The organism is Sulfuricaulis sp., assembly GCF_024653915.1.
Taxonomy (GTDB): Bacteria; Pseudomonadota; Gammaproteobacteria; order Acidiferrobacterales; family Sulfurifustaceae; genus Sulfuricaulis.
Genome location: NZ_JANLGY010000001.1, coordinates 91,302 through 105,736, shown reverse-complemented (window position 1 = coordinate 105,736; position 14,435 = coordinate 91,302). Strand labels below are relative to the sequence as shown.

The window sequence follows — 14,435 nt, the reverse complement described above, 5'->3', positions numbered from 1 at the left end:
TTCGTGATGACTATCCATTCCGGCGGCAGCGAGCGACTCGCCTCGGTCGCATCCCCATCGCTGCGGCGATGGGGCCCCTGCTTCCTGCTCGCGCTCGCATCACGGCAGAACCTTGCGGAACGGCTTGACGTTGACGTCGGCGTAAACTCGCGCTTCAACGTACGGGTCGGCATTGGCCCAGGATTGCGCATCTTCCAGCGATTCAAATTCGGCGATGATCAGACTGCCGGTGAATCCGGCCGGACCGGGATCGTTGCTGTCGACGGCCGGGTAGGGGCCGGCAAGCAGAAGACGACCTTCATTTTGCAGTTCTTGTAAACGCGCGAGGTGCCGGGCGCGCACGGAAAGTCGGCGCTCAAGACTGCCTTCATTGTCAGTGGCGTTAATGACGTACCACATTCAGTCTGTGGTCCTGTTGGGAGGAGTTTCGCCAGGCCCCGGTTTATCCTGAATATGTTTCGCCATGAAGAAGGCCTGCGCGAACACGAAAACCAGCGTGATGCCCAGCAGCCCGAACACCTTGAAGTTGACCCAGATATTCCGCCGTGTTTCCTCGTCGAGATCGAGAGCGTAATAGAACGCGACGTAGATGTTCACGGCCCCGAGCACGGCGAAGAAAATGCCCCAGCTCAGATTGAGACGTTTCCAGACTGTCGAGGGCAGCGCAATTTGTGACGACATCATGCGTTCAATGGCGGTTTTGCTGCCGAACCACTGGCTGGCGAGTAAGATTGTGGACAGAATCCAGTACACCAGCGTGGGCTTCCATTTGATGAAGGTGTCGTCGTGCAGCAGCAGCGTCATGCCGCCGAAGACCGCAATGACGGCGAGCGTCACCACGTGCATGGTTTCAAATCGGCGGTGCTTGATCCAGAAAAGACCTACCTGTACGAACGACGCGGCAATGGCCACTGCCGTGGCGACATAGATGTCGTAGAATTTGAAGGCCGCGAAAAAAAGCAGCAGTGGAAACAGATCGTAAAGGAATTTCATCGTGAGAGCGGTGACAAAAGGAGCGCTATTTTGGCACCTGCTTGGCAGGGCGGCAAGAACATCGCTGAAAAATTGCTGCTTTTCTTGATGTTCTCTGATTTAGTGCATTCGCGGGCGTGTCCAGAGGTCGAAATAGCGGTGCATGACCTGGCGGACATGGGGAGGATAATCTAGTTCCTCCATCTGCTGCATGCCTTCAGCGAAAAATGCAGCCGCATCCTCCGGAAGGTAGCGCACCAAATCGTCAAAAACCTTCTCCATGAGTTCCGTGTTGTGCGTACGTGTGGCCACGATTCCGCGATTCAGATGTAACACCCGCCACGGCCGGCCGGGATTGTGCTTCTCCAGATCCTCTTTGATGAGTTTGACGGTGGCCTGGGCCACACGCCCCATCAAGGTGATCAGGGGTTCCAGCGTCGCGGGGTCGTGTGCGCGGTTGGCGAAGTTGGCGAGTGCGTTGACTACCGGCTCGAGTGTGCGAATCTGGCCGTCGTGTCGCACGAGCCAGTCGGCGGCGGCGAGCGTCACGATTTCCAGGTCCAGTCGCGGGACGGGCAGATTGAGTTGGACGGCCCACGCGGAGAGGTCGGCGATGAGTGACATGCCATAGTCGCCCAGTTGCGTGGCGTCATCCTTGGCGATGGGACCGATTTTGCCTTCTTCGCGGTCGATGCGCTCGATGATGCTCAGGAACTGTTCGATGGCTTCCGTCAGTTGTGCCGGTGTGACCTGATTGGTCTTGTCTGGACGCCTCGCCTCGTAGGTGTCACTGATTTCCGTTGCCGCGTGCTTGAAACGCAGCGCCGCTTCGGCAAGGCTGGGAGGCAATGTACTGGTGGCCATGGGTGTTATATGGGTGCTGTCACGAAATTATCAATATATTCATGATACCCTGTTTGACATGAGCATTTCCAATTCAGTTCCGATTCCAATGCCGTCGCAAGGCTACGATATGCACACGCACAGTTTGCGTTCAGATGGAACGCTCACGCCCTCGGAGCTGGTGCAGCGGGCGCATGCCGCCGGTGTAAGAGTGTTGGCACTGACCGATCATGATGTCACCGACGGCATCGCTGAGGCGCAAACCGCCGCGGACCGGCTGGGTCTAATCCTGATCGTGGGCGTCGAGATTTCCGTTACGTGGCAGAACCAGACGCTGCATATCGTCGGTCTCAACATCAACCCCGACCAGACTGAACTGCAGCAAGGGCTGGCTCGTCTGCGCGAATTTCGGCTGTGGCGCGCCGAGGAAATGGGTCGCCGCCTGCGAAAAAAAAGGATCGAGGGCGCCTATGAAGGCTCCGCGCGCCTGGCCCAGGGGATGATTATTTCACGCACGCATTTTGCGCGTTTCCTCGTCGACCAGGGCTATGTGCGGGGTCCGCAGCAGGCCTTCCGGCAATTTCTCGGGCGCGGAAAACCCGGCTACGTCCCGGGTCGCTGGGCCTCGCTCGCCGAAGCGGTGCAATGGATCGTCTCCGCGGGCGGGCAGGCGGTGGTGGCGCATCCGGCACGCTACAAGTTGAGTGCCGGGAAATTGCGTCAAATGTTAGGCGAGTTTCGCGAATGTGGTGGCGCCGCGATTGAAGTAATTTCCGGCAGTCACTCACCCGATGCCATTCATCATTTTGCCGGCATCGCCCGGGAACACGGTTTTCTGGCTTCGGCGGGATCGGATTTCCATGGTCCGCAGAATACCTGGATGGATCTGGGAAGACTCCCTGCATTACCGGAGGGGTGTGTCCCCGTGTGGCAGGAATGGGATTTGGAAATGAAACCATTGACGAATTCGGATGGATGCAGATTGGTAAACTGATCGCGACACCGTATGGCCCAATACTTTCAAATTCATCCGGTGAACCCGCAGTCGCGCCTCATCAAGCGCGCGGTGGATATCGTGCGCGCCGGGGGCGTGATCGCTTATCCCACGGATTCAAGTTACGCGCTCGGCTGTCATATCGGAGACAAGGAGGCGATGGAGCGTATCCGGCGCATTCGTCGCGTGGATGAGGCGCATAATTTCACGCTGGTTTGCCGTGACCTTTCCGAGGTAGCGCAATACGCACGGGTGGGAAATGCCGATTACCGTCTGTTGCGGGCGAATACTCCGGGCCCATACACGTTCATCCTGCCGGCCACACGCGAGGTGCCGCGCCGCCTGCAGCACCCCAAACGCAAAACCATCGGCCTGCGCCTGCCAGACCATGCCATCGTCCAGTCCCTGCTGGCCGAATTGAACGAACCCTTGATGAGTTCCACGCTGATATTGCCGGGTGAGGACCTGCCCCTGAGCGATCCGGAAGAAATCCGGGCCCGGCTGGAGCATGATCTGGATCTGGTTATAGATGGCGGTTTCTGCGGCTTGGACCCCACGACCGTGATTGAACTGGAAGACGGCGTGGGGACACTACTGCGTAAAGGCAAAGGCGATGCGGCACGGTTTGCCGCGTGATTCTTTCTGAAAATCAAGGGGATAAAGCCGGATTCCGGCTTTCATGTCATTGAAGGGTCCTGATATACTCCGCGGCCAATGCCCAACCTAAGCCTGCCCCAGTTTTTTGCGGTTGCTATCCTGCCCCTGCTGTTTGCCATCACCGTCCATGAAGTTGCCCATGGCTGGGTGGCCAAGCTGTATGGCGACCCCACGGCCCAGCGCCTGGGTCGTTTGAGCCTCAACCCCCTGAAACACATCGACCCTGTCGGCACAATATTGGTGCCCGGACTGTTGCTCATGCTGGGAGGCTTCATTTTCGGGTGGGCCAAGCCGGTGCCCGTGACCTGGGAAAATCTGCGCCATCCCAAGCGTGACATGGCCATTGTGGCAGCGGCAGGGCCAGGCGCAAATCTGCTCATGGCCATCTTTTGGGCACTGATTGCCAAGATTGGCAGTGTGTTAGGGGCAAGCTCATGGGCCGGGCTCCCGATGCAATATATGGGAATATTTGGCATACAGATCAATGCAGTACTAATGATTCTTAATCTGATCCCTCTACCTCCGCTCGATGGCGGGAGGGTGGCCGTGGGTCTATTACCGGGTCCTTGGGCCTGGAGATTGGCGCGTGTGGAGCCTTTCGGATTTTTTATTCTCTTGGGGCTGCTGGCAACAGGATTGTTGGGAATCCTGATAGGGCCACCCATTCACGGGTTTGAGCGCCTCCTCTTTTCGATCATGCGACTGCAATGAGTAGCGTGCTGTCTGGCCAACCGATGCGGGTTTTGTCGGGCATGCGCCCCACCGGCCGGCTGCATCTCGGGCATTATCACGGAGTCCTCAAGAACTGGGTCAAATTACAGTCCGAATATGATTGTTACTTTTTCGCGGCAGACTGGCACGCCCTGACGACCCATTATGAAGACCCCCATATCATTGAGGAGAGTGTGTGGGACATGGTGGTGGACTGGCTGGCCGCCGGGGTCGATCCGAATAACGCCACTCTGTTCATACAGTCTCGCATCCCGGCGCATGCCGAGCTGAACGTGCTGTTGTCCATGATCACGCCGCTTTCGTGGCTGGAGCGCGTGCCGTCCTATAAAGATCAGCAGCTTCAGCTCAAGGAGCGTGACCTCGCGACCTACGGCTTTCTCGGTTATCCACTACTGCAAAGCGCCGATATCCTGATTTACCGGGCGGGTCTGGTGCCCGTGGGGGAGGATCAGGTGGCCCATGTGGAGCTGACGCGCGAGGTGGCGCGGCGCTTCAACCACCTTTATGGACGCGAACCGGGTTACGAGACCCGGGCCGAGGAGGCGATCAAGAAGATGGGCAAGAAAAACGCCAAACTCTACCGCGACCTGCGCACGGCCTATCTGGAACAGGGCGATCGCGAGGCGCTGGATACGGCCCGCGCTCTCCTGGATCGGCAGAAGAACATCACGCTGGGCGACAAGGAAAGGCTGTTCGGCTTTCTGGAGGGCGGAGGGAAGATCATCCTGCCCGAGCCGCAGGCGATGTTGACGCAGGCGCCCAAGATGCCGGGACTCGATGGCCGCAAGATGTCCAAGTCCTACGATAACGTGATCAGCCTGCGTGACCCGCCGGCGGAAGTGGAAAAGAAACTCCGGACCATGCCCACCGACCCGGCGCGCGTGCATCGCACTGACGCCGGCAACCCGGAAAAGTGCCCGGTGTGGGATTTTCATCTGGTCTATTCGGACGAAGAGCGCAAGGATTGGGTGCAAAAGGGCTGCCGTTCGGCGAAAATAGGCTGCCTTGAATGCAAACAGACCGTCATTGATGTCGTGCTGGCGGAATTGAAGCCAATACAGGAGCGCGCCGTGGAATTCTCTCGCGATCCGTTGCTGGTCAAGAATATTATTTCCGACGGCTGCAAGCGCGCGCAGGACGCGGCGGAAGCGACATTGGTCGAAGTGCGTGCCGCCATCGGCTTGGGTTATAGCTGATGAGCGCAACGACAGAAACTGAGACGTCCCTTGCCGTTGTTCGCGGTGAAACTCTCACCAAACTGCCGGAGGATTTATACATCCCGCCGGATGCGCTGGAGGTTTTTCTCGAAACCTTCTCAGGCCCGCTCGATTTGTTGCTTTATCTCATTCGCAAGCAGAACCTCGATATTCTCGATATCCCGATCGCCGAAGTGACGCGCCAGTACATGGGCTATGTGGAATTGATGCAGGCCGTCAAGCTCGAGCTGGCCGCGGAATATCTGCTCATGGCCGCGATGCTGGCGGAAATAAAATCCCGCATGCTGCTGCCGCGTCCGGCCAGCGAGGATGGCGAAGAATTGGACCCGCGTGCCGAGCTGGTGCGGCGCTTGCAGGAGTACGAGCGTTATCGCGCCGCCGCCGAGTCGCTGGATCATCTGCCGCGCGTGGGGCGCGAGGTGCATCTGGTCGTCATCGAGAACGACGCACCGCCGGTCATGCGCATCGAGCCGAACGTCAGCCTGTTCGAGCTGATGGATGCCTTCAAGGAGGTGCTTGTACGCGCCGAACTTTACCGGCATCATCATGTGCAGTTGGAGCCACTGTCGGTGCGCGAGCGCATGACCCGGATTCTGGCGATGATCAACAGCGAGGCATTCGTGAATTTCGAGGACATGTTCGACCTGAACGAAGGCCGGCGCGGTTTGGTGGTCACCTTCATGGCCATTCTTGAGCTGCTGAAGGAGTCCCTGGTTGTCGTGGTGCAGCTGGAGCCTTACGCGCCTATTCATCTCAAGGCGGCAGCCTGATGAGCGAGCCCAACACCGAACTGAAAAACATCATCGAGGCGGCGTTGCTGGTCGCCGGCCAGCCGCTCACCATCGAAAAGATGCTGACGATGTTTCCCACGGAATCTTCGCCCACGCGCGAGGAAATCCGCGCCGTGCTAGAAATGCTCGAAGAGGAATATGCCGAGCGCGTGGTGGAATTGAAGCAGATTGACCGCTCCTGGCGTTTTCAGACGCGCGATAAATATGCGTCTTGGATTTCGCGCCTGGCCGAAGAGCGGCCGGTGCGATACTCGCGGGCGCTGCTCGAGACCCTCGCCATTATCGCCTACCGCCAGCCGGTGACACGTGGTGATATCGAAAATATCCGTGGCGTTTCCGTGAGCACCGATATCATCAAGACGCTGGTTGGCCGTGAATGGATACGCCAGGTGGGCGTACGCAATGTCCCGGGTCGACCCGCTCTTTATGGCTCCACTCGCGAGTTCCTCGAACATTTCAATCTCAAGAATCTTGAAGAATTGCCGCCGCTTTCGGCGTTGCGTGATCTGGATGTCATTAGCAACGATCTGAACCTGCGTCTGGATCTGGAACAGGGCGCAGAGGTTTCTCCTGCCGACGTAACGGGTGAGGGAGAGTCTCACGACGAGCTGGAACAGGAGCCGGAACCGGTCATGTCCGAGGCCAAAACGGCCGAGCGTGAGTGAAAAGCTTCAGAAGGTTTTAGCGCGTGCGGGATTGGGTTCGCGTCGGCAGATTGAACGCTGGATTGAAGAAGGCCGCATCACCGTAGACGGCCAGCCCGCGACACTGGGGGCACGTGTCACTTCCGATCAGGCCCTGCGCGTTGACGGACGCAGCGTCTCGACGCGTTCCTTCCAGACCAAACCACGTCTCCTGATTTACCACAAGCCAGTGGGCGAAGTTTGCACGCGCTCGGATCCTCAGGGCCGACCCACGGTCTTCGAAAAACTTCCTAAGCTGCGCGGCGCGCGCTGGATCAACATCGGTCGTCTGGATTTCAACACCTCCGGCCTGTTGCTGTTCACGACGGACGGAGAGCTGGCCAACAGTCTGACGCACCCGTCCCATGAGATCGAGCGCGAATATGCCGTGCGCGTGCTGGGCAAGGTGAACGACGAAATGCTTGCGCGGCTGAAAAAAGGCGTGATGCTGGAAGACGGTCCGGCGCATTTTGTTTCCATCGTCGATGCCGGCGGCGCTGGCGCGAATCACTGGTACCACGTGGTATTGAAGGAAGGACGCAACCGCGAGGTGCGCCGGTTGTGGGAGGCCGTGGGCATCAAGGTGAGCCGGCTGATGCGTATTCGCTTCGGTCCCGTCCAGCTCCCGTCGCATTTCCATACCGGACGCACGGTGGAACTGGACGAGGACGCATCCGCCGCGTTATATGAGCATGTGGGGCTTAAACCTCCATCGCCGCCAAAAAAGAAACTTGTCGAGGCGAAACGTCCACGCAGTGGCAAAGTGCAAAAGCGCCGTCACGCGGAAACACCCCGAGCGAAATCGCGCGGTCGAGGAGGGCGGCCCGGACAACAGCGTTAGAACATATTCCCGACCTCTCTCAGAAATAAGCTTTGATCGCATTCTGTTTGACCAGCTGGTCAAGGTTTGCGGGAGGCGTGAACAGGATTAATGAATCTTGTCTGCACGGACCCTCGGCAACAGATACTTCACATAAGCGCGCATTTTTTCGCCGCTTCGAAAAACCCCAAGAGAAAGCCGATGCCTGTCTAACCCAATTCAGTCTTTTACGCCCCAAGTAAAAATTATGTAGTACACGCTACATTAATGTAGAATATCCGACATGGATACATCCGCCAACCTCCTGTGGTCTATGTTGGTGATAAGTTTCCCGGGACGCAGCGCCACACCACGCATGCGGGTCTGGCGGGCATTAAAAGGATTGGGCGCGGTCGTGCTGCGTGATGGCGTTTATCTGCTTCCTCACAGCAAGTCAGCCGTCATGGCATTGCAGGCGCAGGCCGATGCGGTGATTTCCTCGGGTGGCGATGCCCATGTGTTGAGCTTCACCAGCAATGATCAACCACAGGCGGATACTTTCCAAAAACTCTTTGACCGCACTCCCGGTTATGCGCGGCTTATCAAAACGATCCAGAAGCTGAATGCCGGATCGATTAAACGCAATGTCGTAAAGACCTCACGTGATTTGAGACGAATCCGGCGTGAATTTGAGGACATCGCCGCTACAGACTATTTCCCCGGTCCGGCGAAAGAACAGACTCAACATCTATTGTCACAGGCGGAGGCCTCACTGTTTGCCTTGCGCACGCCCGGCGAGCCTCAGGCCAAGATGGGGGATATCCGCCATCTGAATCGCGCCGATTACCAGAATCGTATATGGGCCACGCGCACACGCCCCTGGGTGGATCGTCTGGCATCTGCGTGGCTGATTCGCCGCTTTATCGACCCTAAGGCGCGTTTTGTCTGGTTAGAAAATCCGGAAAAGTGTCCGGCCAATGCGCTTGGGTTCGATTTTGACAAGGCGGCGTTTACGCATGTTGGTGCGCGCGTCACATTTGAGGTGCTGCTTGCCAGTTTTGACTTGGAAAAAGACACCGCTCTCATGCGCCTGGGCTCATTGGTGCATTATCTCGATGTGGGCGGTGTTCCCGTGGCCGAAGCTCCCGGACTGGAGATGATTCTGAATGGTGCGCGTCATCAGCTTGACGACGATGACAGGTTGCTCAAGGAGGCCAGCAAGTTTTTAGATTTTCTATATGCCTCATATACCGATGAATAAATAAACGGAGATTATTATGTCTGCCTCTTCAAGAACCCATGATACTGCCCAGCCACCCGAAAAGGTTTCTTTAGGTGAAGCTTTCACCTATTGGCTGAAACTCGGGTTCATCAGCTTCGGCGGTCCCGCCGGGCAGATTTCCATAATGCACCAGGAGCTGGTGGAGAAGCGTCGCTGGATTTCCGAACACCGCTATCTGCATGCGCTCAATTTCTGCATGCTGCTGCCGGGACCGGAGGCGATCCAGCTGGCCATTTACATCAGCTGGCTGATGCACGGCGTGCGCGGCGCGGTGATCGCGGGCGTGTTGTTCTTCCTGCCTGCTTTTGTGCTGCTGTCGCTTCTGGCGGCGATCTATCTCGCGTTCGGCGACGTGCCCGCGGTGCAGGGCGTCTTTTACGGTATCAGGCCCGCAGTGGTGGCGGTAGTGCTGTTCGCTGCCTGGCGCATCGGCTCGCGCGCGCTAAAGAATGAAATCCTCTGGGCCATGGCCGCGCTGGCATTCATCGGCATATTCGTCTTCAGGATAGATTTTCCGTGGATCGTGCTGGCGGCCGCCGTGCTCGGCGCGATCGGTGGAAAAATCGTTCCGGGCAAGTTCAAGGTAGGCGGCGGGCATGGCGCCTCCCACAAACAGTATGGCCCTGCGCTGATTGACGACGACACGCCGCCGCCGGTCCACGCGCGTTTCTCCTGGGGCAGGTTGGCCGCCACGGTGGCGGTATTTGTGCTGATCTGGGTGATTGCCATGGCGGCGATACAGGGCATGCCCGATCTCTACAACATGGGCGAGTTCTTTACCAAGGCGGCGTTTCTGACCATCGGCGGGGCGTATGCCGTGCTGCCGTACGTCTACCAGGGTGGCGTCGAGCATTACGGCTGGCTCACCGGTCTGCAGATGATGGATGGCCTTGCCTTGGGAGAAACCACGCCGGGGCCGCTCATCATGGTGGTGACCTGGGTGGGCTATCTCGGTGGCGTCGCCAAGGAGGTGTTCGCCAACCCGGTCGCGGCCGGCATTGCCGGCGCGAGCGTCGCGACCTTTTTTACCTTCCTGCCGTCCTTCCTGTTCATTCTGGTGGGTGGGCCGCTGATTGAGGCGACGCGCGGCGAAATCAAATTCACCGCACCCCTGACCGCCATCACGGCGGCTGTGGTTGGCGTCATTCTCAACCTGGCGGTGTTTTTCGCTTGGCACACCTTTTGGCCCACGGCCACGGAAGCAGCGCCGTTTGCCGGCACGTTTGAATGGTTCCCTGTCATCGTCGCCATCGCCGCTTTCATCGCCCTTTGGAAATACAAGGCCGACATCATGAAGGTCATCGGCGTGTGCGCCCTGCTGGGGCTCGCCTACAACTACCTTGCCGCTTGAGGACTCCATATGCCTTACCAGATCAAACCGCTCTCCTGTGATCCCGCACGCCTCAAGGGACTGTCCGAGAAACTGATCGTCAGCCACTACGAGAACAACTACGGTGGCGCGGTGAAGCGGCTTAACGCCATCACCGAGCAGCTCGCAGCGCTCGATTTCGCCAAGGCGCCGGTGTTCACGATCAATGGACTCAAGCGCGAAGAATTGATCGCGACCAACTCGATGATCCTGCATGAGCTATATTTTGATGGTCTCGGTGACTCAGGAAGTCCGCAGGGCGCGCTCAAGGACGCCCTAATGCGCGATTTTGGAAGTATCGAACACTGGCAAGCGGAGTTCAGCGCTATGGGCAAGGCGCAGGGAGGGGGTTCCGGTTGGGTGCTGCTGGTGTATTCATCGCGCGACAACAAGCTCGTCAATCAGTGGGCCGCCGATCATACTTGTCATCTTGCCCGGGGCGTGCCTATTCTGGCGCTCGACATGTATGAGCACTCGTATCATATGGACTATGGCGCGAAAGCAGCAGCTTATGTCGATGCCTTTATGCAAAATATCAATTGGAATAGTGCCGCACGATTTTACCAGGAGTGTTTTTCATGAACCGCAGCATATCGCCCGACGATCTTAAACAGCTTTTATACCTGCGCAAGAACATTCTGGTTCTCGATGTGCGCCGCAAAAGCGATTACCAGACCGACAGTCAGAAAATTACCGGCGCCGCCTGGCTGGACCCGGACAAGCTCACGTTGTGGAGCACGGCGCTGCCGCTCGACCGGGACATTATCATTTACTGTGTGCGAGGTGGCTCAGTAAGCAATTTGGTGGTGGATCAGTTGCAGGCGAAAGGCGTCAAGGCGCGCTTTGTCGAAGGCGGCTTCGAGGCATGGAAATCCAGCGGTGGAGAGGTAGCTGCAAAATGAAGCTATATATATTGACGGTTTAGAGGCGCGCCCCGAAGGGGCGGCCGTCAAGGAAGGCGGCCGTCAAGGCTGCCGAAGGTGAGGTCACAGCAAAGTAACGGGAGTTTCAACATGAAATGGGTCACCCGGGAACGCCCCAAAATAGACCGCATCGCCTGTCCCTGGCTGATCGCGCGGTTTATCGATAAGTCCCCCGAATTCCTTTATGTGCCGGCAGAGGATGTTATTAAGGTGGCGAGGGAAACGGGCGCGACTCCCTATGATATCCCCGGCGTCGAGATGACACACGACGGTGAACTGTGCAGCTTCGACGCCTTTCTCAAAAAATACAAGCTGACCGATCCCGCGCTGCATCAGCTTGCCGTCATCGTGCGCGGTGCGGATACATCACGGTTCGAGCTCGCGCCGCAGGCCCCCGGGCTCATGGCCTTGTCGCTCGGCTTGTCACGCGTGTTTGCGGACGACCATGAAATGCTGCGCCACGGCATGGTGATGTATGATGCGCTTTATGCGTGGTGTCGCGACTGCCAGAAAGAAACGCACGGTTGGCCGCCCAAAACCTGACGACCGTATAACCATCCCCGGAATTTACCACCGGCTCTTCGCCGCTAATGGCCACCAGCGCTGGTGGCCGGGCGATTCCGCCTTCGAAATCATGGCGGGCGCCGTGTTGACGCAGAATACCGCCTGGACCAACGTGGAAAAGGCCATTGCCAACCTGAAGTGCGCCAAAGCGCTATCACCCGAGGCGATAGTCAGGGCGCATCCCCGTCGCCTCGCCGCCTGGCTCAGACCCTCCGGCTATTTCAACATCAAGGCCAAGCGCCTGAAAGCTCTGTGTCGCTGGCTGATCGAGGCGGGGGGTGTCAATAAGATTGCGAAATTCACCACTCATGACCTGCGCCAAGTACTTTTAAATGTTCACGGGATCGGACCCGAAACGGCCGATGACATCCTGCTTTACGCCTTCAATCGCCCGGTGTTTGTGATTGACGCGTATACACGGCGTATTTTCGCTCGTCTGGGATTGATTGCCGGCGATGAGCCCTATGAGGCATTGCGATACCTGTTTGAGAATGAGCTTGGAAATTCAGTCTCGCTATTCAATGAATATCATGCCCTGATCGTCGCGCATGGCAAGGATGTCTGCAAAAAACGGCCACTATGCGGAAGTTGCTCTCTGGCAGAAGGTTGCCCTTCCGTTACGTCCTAAAATCCTGCGAGCGATTGACTGTGATTCCAATGCAGGTAAATTGACAGCGATAAATGCATGGAGAATTTACTCATGGAAACGAAAAGTAAAAAGGGCCATTTCACGTTCCGCGCCACCGCTGTGTTGTTGATGGCTTCGGCAGTATTGGAATTGCTTTCGTTTACCTCCGAAGTTCCTCTACTTGGAGAAATTCGTGGCGGTGTCAGTGCCGGTATTTATCATGGTGTTTATGCCGCGCTTTTTCTGGGGATGGGAGTGGGTTTGTGGGGCGCAAGAAAGTGGGGCTACACACTGGTGTTTGTGACAACGGTCCTTTATACGTTGGACAAGTTGCAGTTGGTGCTGGGCCACCGGGCACTGGAGACATTCATCAAGGCTCAGATGAGCGGATTTGAGAGCCAATTACAATCACAAGGTATTAATGAAGCTCTGATAATGCAGGCGATTGTTCTGATGGCAATTGTAGTTAGCTTTTGCTGGTGGGGGTTCGCGCTCTACACTTGGTGGCGACGGGATTACTTCAAGGAAAATGGGTGAGCATTACCCGTTATAGGAACTGGCCAAGATAGGCCGGGATGCGTTCTTCCAGCCAATAATTTGCCCGCCACGGCCAAGTACCCGAGACAAAGCCTACATGGCCACCGTGTGGCGAGACTTCCAGAATCACGGATTCCGAAAGTTCTTTTTGTCCGGGAATGGCTTTTTCAGTCATGAATGGATCATCGCGTGCGTGTAAAAGGAGCGTGGGAATGGTGATTCCCTTGAGGTATTGGCGCGAACTCGACACCGTGTAGTAATGGTCGGCACTGTCAAAACCGTGCAGGGGTGCGGTGACGAACTCATCGAAGTCACGGAAACTTTTCAGCGTTGACAGGTCCTGAATCTTGAGTGGCAGCTTGATGCGAACGCGTTTCTCGGCAACGCTGCTGCGCAGCGAACGTAAAAGCTGCCATTGGTACAAGCGCGAGAAGCCGTGATTCAACCGGTCGGCAGCGCCGCCCAGCACATAGGGCACCGAAACTGCAACGGCTGCCCGTAACGATGCCGCCCCGCTGGTTTTGCCCAGCCATTTGAGCAGTACGTTTCCTCCCAGCGAGAAACCAACCGCGGCCAGCGGCGTGCGCGGCTCGCGACGGCGGAGCGTGTTTATACAATAGGAAAGATCACCCGTGTCGCCGGAATGATAGCTGCGCGCCAGGCGGTTGGGTTCGCCGCTACAGCCGCGGAAGTGCATGACAACGCCGCGCCACCCGCGGCGTTCAATCGCCTGCATGATTCCGCGGGCATAGGGAGATTCGGATGATCCTTCCAGTCCATGCAGAACGACCACAATGGGTCCGCTGCCTGTTTCCGACCAGTCCAGGTCGATGAAATCACCGTCGGGGAGTTCCAGGCGTTCGCGCCAGAAGCTTATTTTTGGTGTCAGTCGTGCCAGCCGCGCCCACAAGGTTTGTGCATGCGGTCCACGGCACCACCAGGCCGGTTGAAAGCATCCATCCATGGATGAGGTATTATTTTTATCCGTGTGGGTCTGGCATCAGGGCCAGAGCGATTGCCACCAGCGTAGACGGCCGGCGGGTAATGGACGTTTAGCCTCCAGCGGCAGCGGCGGCACCAAGCTCAGCACCCAGCCGGGCAGTGGCGGGTTGTTGCTGAATCCGCAGGAGACGCCAAGATTATCGGGGTCGAAAATCTTGACCAGCGCGGGATCCTGTTTGCTGTCGGTGTACACGATCCCGCAATAATCCTCATAGTGTTCTTTGCGCAGGAGTGCGCCCACTTCGTCAACGAATTTCACAACATTCTCGGTTGAGGATGTTTGCGTGGGAACCGGTGTGCCAATGGCATAGATGTACCATCCGGCATCGGCCTTGTCACGCATAACTCCCCAGAATTCGTCGAGCTGTTGCCAGCTCAGAATGCTGCTGAAATTGCCACGGAAGGCTTTATAAAAGGGTTCACTGCCATTCATAGTCTCTAC

19 protein-coding genes are annotated in these 14,435 nt (G+C 57.3%); 14 read left to right on the top strand and 5 right to left on the bottom strand.

The features are described 5' to 3' along the window. Nucleotides 1-99 precede the first annotated feature (99 nt). From NUV55_RS00535 to NUV55_RS00525, 3 genes are all read right to left on the bottom strand, one after another. On the bottom strand, nt 100-399 hold the full coding sequence (locus tag NUV55_RS00535) for a YciI family protein (RefSeq protein WP_296669422.1): 300 nt from the start codon (nt 397-399) through the stop codon (nt 100-102). Next, nucleotides 400-993: a septation protein A gene (locus NUV55_RS00530; RefSeq protein WP_296669421.1), complete on the bottom strand. Its 594-nt coding sequence runs from the start codon at nt 991-993 to the stop codon at nt 400-402. A 99-nt stretch (nt 994-1,092) separates the two neighbouring features. Further along, nucleotides 1,093-1,836, bottom strand: a complete 744-nt coding sequence (locus tag NUV55_RS00525) for a hypothetical protein (protein WP_296669419.1) — start codon at nt 1,834-1,836, stop codon at nt 1,093-1,095. 58 nt (nt 1,837-1,894) lie between these two features. Here NUV55_RS00525 and NUV55_RS00520 point away from each other — a divergent pair, with 58 nt between their 5' ends. The 14 genes from NUV55_RS00520 (at nt 1,895) to NUV55_RS00455 (ending at nt 12,991) form a co-directional block, all read left to right on the top strand. Further along, nucleotides 1,895-2,809 carry a PHP domain-containing protein gene (locus NUV55_RS00520; protein WP_296669417.1) on the top strand — a complete coding sequence of 305 codons (915 nt, stop codon included), beginning with the start codon at nt 1,895-1,897 and terminating at the stop codon, nt 2,807-2,809. A 12-nt stretch (nt 2,810-2,821) separates the two neighbouring features. Continuing rightward, the gene (locus tag NUV55_RS00515; protein ID WP_296669416.1) at nt 2,822-3,445 is read left to right on the top strand and encodes an L-threonylcarbamoyladenylate synthase; all 624 of its coding nucleotides are present in this window, start codon (nt 2,822-2,824) and stop codon (nt 3,443-3,445) included. A 78-nt stretch (nt 3,446-3,523) separates the two neighbouring features. After that, complete coding sequence (locus NUV55_RS00510; protein ID WP_296669414.1) at nt 3,524-4,177, top strand: site-2 protease family protein; 654 nt, start codon at nt 3,524-3,526, stop codon at nt 4,175-4,177. Next, nucleotides 4,174-5,394, top strand: coding sequence for a tryptophan--tRNA ligase (locus tag NUV55_RS00505; RefSeq protein WP_296669413.1), 1,221 nt, complete (start codon nt 4,174-4,176; stop codon nt 5,392-5,394). The genes NUV55_RS00510 and NUV55_RS00505 overlap by 4 nt, the downstream gene beginning before the upstream one ends. Next, a complete protein-coding gene (locus NUV55_RS00500; protein WP_296669411.1) occupies nt 5,394-6,185 on the top strand; it encodes a ScpA family protein in 792 nt (263 codons plus the stop codon). Before NUV55_RS00505 ends, NUV55_RS00500 begins: the two co-directional genes overlap by 1 nt. After that, nucleotides 6,185-6,871, top strand: a complete 687-nt coding sequence (scpB, locus tag NUV55_RS00495; protein ID WP_296669409.1) for an SMC-Scp complex subunit ScpB — start codon at nt 6,185-6,187, stop codon at nt 6,869-6,871. Before NUV55_RS00500 ends, scpB begins: the two co-directional genes overlap by 1 nt. Further along, nucleotides 6,864-7,730 (top strand): 23S rRNA pseudouridine(2605) synthase RluB, encoded by an 867-nt coding sequence (gene rluB / locus NUV55_RS00490; protein WP_296669407.1) that lies wholly within the window; start codon nt 6,864-6,866, stop codon nt 7,728-7,730. The genes scpB and rluB overlap by 8 nt, the downstream gene beginning before the upstream one ends. A 262-nt stretch (nt 7,731-7,992) precedes the next feature. Next, nucleotides 7,993-8,949, top strand: a complete 957-nt coding sequence (locus NUV55_RS00485; RefSeq protein ID WP_296669405.1) for a chromate resistance protein ChrB domain-containing protein — start codon at nt 7,993-7,995, stop codon at nt 8,947-8,949. Nucleotides 8,950-8,965: 16 nt separating this feature from the next. Beyond that, a complete protein-coding gene (gene chrA / locus NUV55_RS00480) occupies nt 8,966-10,321 on the top strand; it encodes a chromate efflux transporter (RefSeq protein WP_296669404.1) in 1,356 nt (451 codons plus the stop codon). Nucleotides 10,322-10,330: 9 nt separating this feature from the next. Beyond that, the gene (locus NUV55_RS00475) at nt 10,331-10,921 is read left to right on the top strand and encodes a superoxide dismutase (RefSeq protein WP_296669402.1); all 591 of its coding nucleotides are present in this window, start codon (nt 10,331-10,333) and stop codon (nt 10,919-10,921) included. Next, nucleotides 10,918-11,241, top strand: a complete 324-nt coding sequence (locus tag NUV55_RS00470; protein ID WP_296669401.1) for a rhodanese-like domain-containing protein — start codon at nt 10,918-10,920, stop codon at nt 11,239-11,241. Before NUV55_RS00475 ends, NUV55_RS00470 begins: the two co-directional genes overlap by 4 nt. Before the next feature lie 111 nt (nt 11,242-11,352). After that, complete coding sequence (locus NUV55_RS00465) at nt 11,353-11,805, top strand: chromate resistance protein ChrB domain-containing protein (RefSeq protein ID WP_296669399.1); 453 nt, start codon at nt 11,353-11,355, stop codon at nt 11,803-11,805. Further along, nucleotides 11,750-12,454, top strand: coding sequence for an endonuclease III domain-containing protein (locus NUV55_RS00460; protein WP_296669397.1), 705 nt, complete (start codon nt 11,750-11,752; stop codon nt 12,452-12,454). Before NUV55_RS00465 ends, NUV55_RS00460 begins: the two co-directional genes overlap by 56 nt. Before the next feature lie 72 nt (nt 12,455-12,526). After that, nucleotides 12,527-12,991, top strand: coding sequence for a hypothetical protein (locus NUV55_RS00455; protein ID WP_296669396.1), 465 nt, complete (start codon nt 12,527-12,529; stop codon nt 12,989-12,991). Between the two features lie 10 nt (nt 12,992-13,001). On the opposite strand, the gene NUV55_RS00450 is transcribed toward NUV55_RS00455, so the two are convergent. Next, nucleotides 13,002-13,955, bottom strand: coding sequence for a hydrolase (locus tag NUV55_RS00450; RefSeq protein WP_296669394.1), 954 nt, complete (start codon nt 13,953-13,955; stop codon nt 13,002-13,004). 36 nt (nt 13,956-13,991) lie between these two features. Then, nucleotides 13,992-14,426, bottom strand: a complete 435-nt coding sequence (locus tag NUV55_RS00445; protein WP_296669393.1) for a hypothetical protein — start codon at nt 14,424-14,426, stop codon at nt 13,992-13,994. Nucleotides 14,427-14,435: the final 9 nt, after the last annotated feature.

Coding starts and splice junctions, on each gene's coding strand:
- NUV55_RS00535 (WP_296669422.1), bottom strand. CDS start 399: ATGTGGTACGTCATTAACGCCACTGACAATGAAGGCAGTCTTGAGCGC.
- NUV55_RS00530 (WP_296669421.1), bottom strand. CDS start 993: ATGAAATTCCTTTACGATCTGTTTCCACTGCTGCTTTTTTTCGCGGCC.
- NUV55_RS00525 (WP_296669419.1), bottom strand. CDS start 1,836: ATGGCCACCAGTACATTGCCTCCCAGCCTTGCCGAAGCGGCGCTGCGT.
- NUV55_RS00520 (WP_296669417.1), top strand. CDS start 1,895: ATGAGCATTTCCAATTCAGTTCCGATTCCAATGCCGTCGCAAGGCTAC.
- NUV55_RS00515 (WP_296669416.1), top strand. CDS start 2,822: ATGGCCCAATACTTTCAAATTCATCCGGTGAACCCGCAGTCGCGCCTC.
- NUV55_RS00510 (WP_296669414.1), top strand. CDS start 3,524: ATGCCCAACCTAAGCCTGCCCCAGTTTTTTGCGGTTGCTATCCTGCCC.
- NUV55_RS00505 (WP_296669413.1), top strand. CDS start 4,174: ATGAGTAGCGTGCTGTCTGGCCAACCGATGCGGGTTTTGTCGGGCATG.
- NUV55_RS00500 (WP_296669411.1), top strand. CDS start 5,394: ATGAGCGCAACGACAGAAACTGAGACGTCCCTTGCCGTTGTTCGCGGT.
- scpB (WP_296669409.1), top strand. CDS start 6,185: ATGAGCGAGCCCAACACCGAACTGAAAAACATCATCGAGGCGGCGTTG.
- NUV55_RS00485 (WP_296669405.1), top strand. CDS start 7,993: ATGGATACATCCGCCAACCTCCTGTGGTCTATGTTGGTGATAAGTTTC.
- chrA (WP_296669404.1), top strand. CDS start 8,966: ATGTCTGCCTCTTCAAGAACCCATGATACTGCCCAGCCACCCGAAAAG.
- NUV55_RS00475 (WP_296669402.1), top strand. CDS start 10,331: ATGCCTTACCAGATCAAACCGCTCTCCTGTGATCCCGCACGCCTCAAG.
- NUV55_RS00470 (WP_296669401.1), top strand. CDS start 10,918: ATGAACCGCAGCATATCGCCCGACGATCTTAAACAGCTTTTATACCTG.
- NUV55_RS00465 (WP_296669399.1), top strand. CDS start 11,353: ATGAAATGGGTCACCCGGGAACGCCCCAAAATAGACCGCATCGCCTGT.
- NUV55_RS00460 (WP_296669397.1), top strand. CDS start 11,750: ATGCGTGGTGTCGCGACTGCCAGAAAGAAACGCACGGTTGGCCGCCCA.
- NUV55_RS00455 (WP_296669396.1), top strand. CDS start 12,527: ATGGAAACGAAAAGTAAAAAGGGCCATTTCACGTTCCGCGCCACCGCT.
- NUV55_RS00450 (WP_296669394.1), bottom strand. CDS start 13,955: ATGGATGGATGCTTTCAACCGGCCTGGTGGTGCCGTGGACCGCATGCA.
- NUV55_RS00445 (WP_296669393.1), bottom strand. CDS start 14,426: ATGAATGGCAGTGAACCCTTTTATAAAGCCTTCCGTGGCAATTTCAGC.